The 5684-nt window shown below is 27.0% G+C and carries 5 protein-coding genes; 4 read left to right on the top strand and 1 reads right to left on the bottom strand.

What is annotated here, in order from left to right; translation table 11 throughout:
• The coding region (locus EIC27_RS06045) for a DDE-type integrase/transposase/recombinase (protein WP_126045182.1) at positions 1-252 on the top strand (252 nt) is incomplete at its 5' end.
• Between the two features lie 191 nt (positions 253-443).
• Here the strand turns inward: EIC27_RS06045 and mrdA are convergent.
• Entirely contained in the window at positions 444-2204 is a 1761-nt protein-coding gene (mrdA, locus tag EIC27_RS06040) for a penicillin-binding protein 2 (RefSeq protein ID WP_126045181.1), read from the bottom strand.
• A 562-nt stretch (positions 2205-2766) separates the two neighbouring features.
• On the opposite strand from mrdA, the gene lon reads away from it, so the two are divergent.
• The 3 genes from lon to tnpA all read left to right on the top strand — a co-directional run.
• Positions 2767-5157, top strand: a complete 2391-nt coding sequence (gene lon, locus EIC27_RS06030) for an endopeptidase La (RefSeq protein WP_126045179.1) — start codon at positions 2767-2769, stop codon at positions 5155-5157.
• Between the two features lie 68 nt (positions 5158-5225).
• Positions 5226-5462, top strand: coding sequence for a ribosome silencing factor (rsfS, locus tag EIC27_RS08395; protein ID WP_126045183.1), 237 nt, complete (start codon positions 5226-5228; stop codon positions 5460-5462).
• A 65-nt stretch (positions 5463-5527) separates the two neighbouring features.
• Positions 5528-5684 (top strand): IS66 family insertion sequence element accessory protein TnpA (tnpA, locus tag EIC27_RS08390; RefSeq protein ID WP_410519448.1); only part of this gene is annotated, 157 nt, incomplete at its 3' end.

Below are 5684 nucleotides of genomic sequence, written 5' to 3'. Positions count from 1 at the left end.
TCAATCAATAAGCCATTATCTAAAGAAAACCAAATAGAAATTAGGCAGAACAAATATCTCAACAATAGGATAGAAGGCGATCACAGATTTATAAAGAAACGAACTAGGCCGATGCTTGGCTTCAAATCCTTTAGAAGTGCCGCCAGAACTATTGCGGGAATAGAACTCTTGCACATGATTAAAAAAGGACAACTTGCTGACAATGACAATTATAATTCTGACTTTGATAAATTTCTTTCACTAGCTGCTTAATGGAAAAATCTATAAATAATTTAAAAATTTTACACCATATTACAGATGCGACAGAGCCGAAATTTTTGTTCTTTAAGTATATATATCTTTTTATTCACACTATCAGAAATATAAAGTATCTAAACAAGCTATCTTAAGTTTTATCACTGAGTCAACAATAAAGGTAATATATATTTTGGTTAGTATTAAAATTAAATATACAAGTGTTTTAAATCATTAAGTATATTTCTTGAGATTGGTAAAGCTGTTTTTGATCCCCAACCACCATTTTCAATAACAGTAGATATAGCAAATTTAGGAGAATTAAATGGTGCGTACCCTACAAATATACTATGATCTTTATACATATCACTTAAAATATCATGAGTTGTTGACACCACCTGAGATGTGCCAGTTTTACAAGCAATTTTAAATTCTTCATCGTCAATCCTTTGTCTGTAACCAGTACCTTGTGTATTATAAAACACTCCTAACATAGATTTTCTCAACATATTCAAATGCGTTTGATTAATCTTTAATTTTTTACTTTGCATACTATTATTATCATTCTCTATCGTTTGATCAAACACCTCACCTGTAGCAACTCTAGATACCATTTGAAGTAACTGTATAGGCGTTGTTTCTACATATCCTTGTCCTATAGATGAATTAATTGTGTCACCTAAATACCAACTCTTCTTATATTTTGATTTCTTCCACTCAATGTTAGGAATAGTACCTCCAATTTCAAATGGAAGTTTAATATTAGTTTTATTTCCTAATCCGAGCTCTTTTGCAATTTTACTAATATTATTTATACCAACTCTTAATGACTGATGGAAAAAATACACATTACATGATTTTGCAAAAGCTTGTTTTAAATTAACATTTCCATGGCCATACTTATTCCAGCATTTATATACTCTACCACCTAATTTATAATGACCAGGACAATAAACTGTCTCATTTGGATTAATTCCACTTTTTAAGATTGATAAGAACATTATTATTTTGAAAATAGATCCAGGATGGTATTGACTAGATATACACTTGTTAATTAGTGGGTTATATTTATTATTAACTATTTCTTTCCATTTCTTACTTGATACGCCATCAATAAAAATACTAGGGTCAATTGTTGGCATAGATACCATTCCAATTATTTTTTTCTTTACTAAATCTGATATTATTATTGCTCCATTGTATTCACCAATGTGATTGGATATAATATTCTGTACATTTTTATCAATTGATAACGAAATAGTTGAACCTTTTACAGGGGGGATAACATCAACTTGTTTTGTAAAATTACCTTTCGCATCAACTTCAATTTTTTTTATACCAGGTTTTCCTTGTAAAATTTTATTATACTCTTTTTCAATACCATCCTTTCCAGTTAAAAATTTATAATTTTTCGGTAAATTTTCTAAATCAATTTCTTTTAATGTTGCATTTCCAATATAACCAATAACATGGAAAGTTTTTTCTCTTAATTTATAACTACGAATATATTCTTCAATTATTTCTACCTCTTGTAAATTAAGATTAGAATCCACTAAAATAGCATTTTGCAAAGAAATATTTTCAATTAATTTGATAGGTTGGCTAATTGGAATATTTTTTGATTTTTCAACTATTCTCTGTAAAGATATTTTTTGACTGATCAAAATATTATTAATTTTATCTACTATATGTTTTAGGCGACTCTTAAACTCTATTTTTATTATGAGAGAATAAATCTTAATATTGTTTGCTAATACATCACCATTTATATCAAGTATATCACCTCGTAGAGGTGGTGTTGGTAATATCCTAAGTCTATTTTTATTAGATAAAGTTTGGTAAACATTAGAGTTTAAAATTTGCAAATAATAAAATCTGCCTATTAAACAACTTATCAAAGCTCCTTTAACAGAGCCTAAAATTAAAGCTCGTCTTGTTAAGGTTTTGTATTTGCTTTTTTCATCACGCATTAATCTTATTATTATGGATGAATTTATTAGTTAAATAATATATAAATGGAAAAAATGCTATTGTCACAAAAGCTTTTTTAAAAAATATATCAAAAGAAAATATATCACAATTTTTAAAAAAACTTAGCAAAATATATTTGATAGGCAACAATATAATATTTAATATGGTAAAACTAAGCCAATCAAATAAAATATTGCTGGAATACTTTTTTCTAAGTGTATCTATATAGAAAACATATATAGAATTTTGTATAATGCTAATTCCTATATAATTTAGTCTTAATAAATCATCTAATAGAGACAAAAAAAATATATTCACATATATTAATAAATCACTTCTCTGTAAATATATAACATATATTAATAATGATAAAATTTCTGGAATATATTGATATTTAATATTAATTTGAAGAGGGGTATATTTTATTAAGATAACTAATATTAGAAAGATATTTACTTTTAATTTTGAAATAAATTTCATATAAATATTTTATAAATAAACTTGTTAAAATGACATTAAACTATATATATAATTATAAGAATATAATATACAAAAGCTATAATGAAAGCAAAAGTTACTGAAGAATTAGATTTATATCCTGTGTTACCTCTTAGAGATGTTGTGATATTTCCAAAAATGATAGTACCTTTGTTTGTAGGTAGAGATAAATCTATCAAAGCTTTACAAAACATAGGAAAAAATAACAAAATTTTTTTAGTTTCTCAAAAAGATGGGGCAAATGATATTCCAAAATCAAGTGATTTACACAAAATTGGTGTTGTTTCAAAAATTTTACAAGTAATTAAATTACAAGATTCCTCTGTAAAAATTTTAATAGAGGGGTTAGAAAAAGCTAAGGCAACAAAATACATAAATAAAGGCAATTATATAAAAGCACATGTTGAAGTAACAAAAGACATCTGCTCTAACGATGAAGAAACTTTAGTACTAAGGAATGCTGTTACTGATTTATTTGAAGAATATCTCAATTATGGCAAAAAAGCTTCTCAAGAAGCTTTTCTTAATATTACTAAAATTAAAGATTTAGTTAGTTTCTGTAATGCATTATGCTCTCAGATACATTTAACTCTAGCAAAAAAACAACAAATACTTGAATTAAATGATGTAAATAAAAAGCTAGAAAATCTAATGATTTATATAAATGCTGAAATTGAGTTATTAAAAGCTGAAAGCAAGATAAAAAATAGAGTAAAGACACAAATTGAAAAAAATCAAAAAGATTATTATTTACAAGAACAACTAAAAGCTATCCATAAAGAATTAGGAGAAGAGGATATAAAAGAAGAGTTTAATGAATTAGGTAAGAAAATAGAGAAACTTAGGCTTCCAAAAGAGGCAAAAGAGAAAGCTAATTCAGAACTAAAAAAACTCAAGATGATGAACCCTATGTCATCTGAAGCAACAGTTATTAGAAATTATCTAGATTGGATAATATCTTTACCTTGGAATAAATTAACTGTGAACAATAAAAATCTTAAAAAAGCTCAAGATGCATTAGACAAAGAGCATTATGCCTTAGGTAAGGTAAAAGAAAGAATTATTGAATACCTTGCTGTAAACCTTAAGTCAAAAAAGCTTGGAGGTAACATTATATGTTTAGTTGGGCCTCCTGGAGTTGGTAAAACTTCCCTTGCAAAATCAATAGCAACAGCTACGCATAGGAATTTTGCAAAAATAACATTAGGTGGACTTAGAGATGAAGCTGAAATAAAAGGCCATAGAAGGACATATGTTGGTGCAATGCCAGGAAAGATAGTTCAAGCATTAAAAAAAGCTAAAAGCTCCAATCCCTTAATTTTACTTGATGAAATTGATAAATTAGGAACCGATTATAGAGGAGATCCAAGCTCTGCTTTACTTGAAGTATTAGATAATTCTCAAAATAAACATTTTAATGATAATTACTTAGAAGTTGATTGCGATTTATCAAAAGTTATGTTTTTAGCAACAGCAAACAGCTTTAATATTCCTATTCCATTATTAGATAGGTTAGAAATCATTAGATTATCAGGTTATACTGAAAAAGATAAATTAGAAATTGCTTTAAAACACTTGATTCCTAAAATTAGAGATTCTCATTGTGTGAGTGAAAAAGAATTAAAAATCAGTAATTCTGTAATTATTGATATAATTAGACATTATACTAGAGAAGCAGGTGTGAGAAATTTAAATAGAGAAATCGAAAAAATATTTAGAAAATCTGTTAAAAAGATATTACTAGAACAGCAAAAAAGCTTTGAAATTACAAGCAATGATCTTCCTGAATTTTTAGGACCTCATAAATTCAACTATGAAGGAATTGAAAAAAATAATAGAATCGGAGTTACTAATGGTTTAGCATATACAGAGGCTGGGGGAGATTTATTAGCTATAGAAGCAGTGAAATATAGAGGAAAAGGTAATATTAAAATCACCGGAAAACTTGGTGATGTAATGAAAGAATCTGTTCAAGCAGCTCATAGTTACATTCACTCAAGATCTAAAAATTATGGAATTAAAGAGGAGTTATTTCAAAAATATGATATTCATGTACATGTGCCTGAAGGTGCAACACCAAAAGATGGGCCTTCTGCTGGTATAACTATATCTACCTCAATAGTATCTATACTTACAGATATACCTGTTAGAAATGATGTTGCTATGACTGGAGAAATTACATTAAGAGGGAATGTTTTGCCAATTGGAGGGTTAAAAGAAAAGTTATTAGCAGCTTTAAGAGCTGGAATAAAAATAGCTATAGTCCCTAAGGAAAATAAAAAAGATATGGATGAAATTCCAAATGAAGTAAAAGACAATATAAAAATTATATTTGTAGAAACTTTTGACGAAGTGATTGAAAATGCATTAGGTAAAAATCTACAAATTATACCAGATAAAATCTACGATAGTAATATAGATAACGAACAAGATAAAATACTTCAAAAACACTAATTGCATAATATGAATGAGGAAATAATAAGCGCTATAGTAAAAAATTAAGTGAACTAAAAGCTGAAGATATTAAAGTAGCTAAACTCTCTAATAACATTTTTAGTACTGCAATATTAGCTACAGGAAACTCCTCAAAGCATGTTTTAAGTTTAACAGATAATATTTGTGATTTTTTAAAGCAAAAATATAAAATATATACTAAAAGTGAAGGAAATAATTCTTGTGAATGGGTAATAATAGATGCTAATAACTTAATTATTAACATCTTTCAAAAGCATTCAAGGGAGAAATATAGTAAGCGCTAAAATAAGGGCATCTAGGCAAGAATAAAAATAAGTGGTAGAACAAAAGCCTAAAAAAATAGAGGCTAATGATGCTATTAGAAAAAAAGAAAAAAAGAATAAGTAATGAAAAATGGAAAGAGCTAGTAGAAGAATATAAAAAAAGTAATGTAAGTAAATATGAATTTTGTAAGCAAAAGAATGTGCCGAGAAGTACATTTTATAAATGGCACAGAATTCTTGTAG

This window comes from Candidatus Aquarickettsia rohweri (assembly GCF_003953955.1).
Classification (GTDB): Bacteria; Pseudomonadota; Alphaproteobacteria; order Rickettsiales; family Midichloriaceae; genus Aquirickettsia; species Aquirickettsia rohweri.
This window is presented reverse-complemented; position numbering and strand designations above follow the sequence as displayed.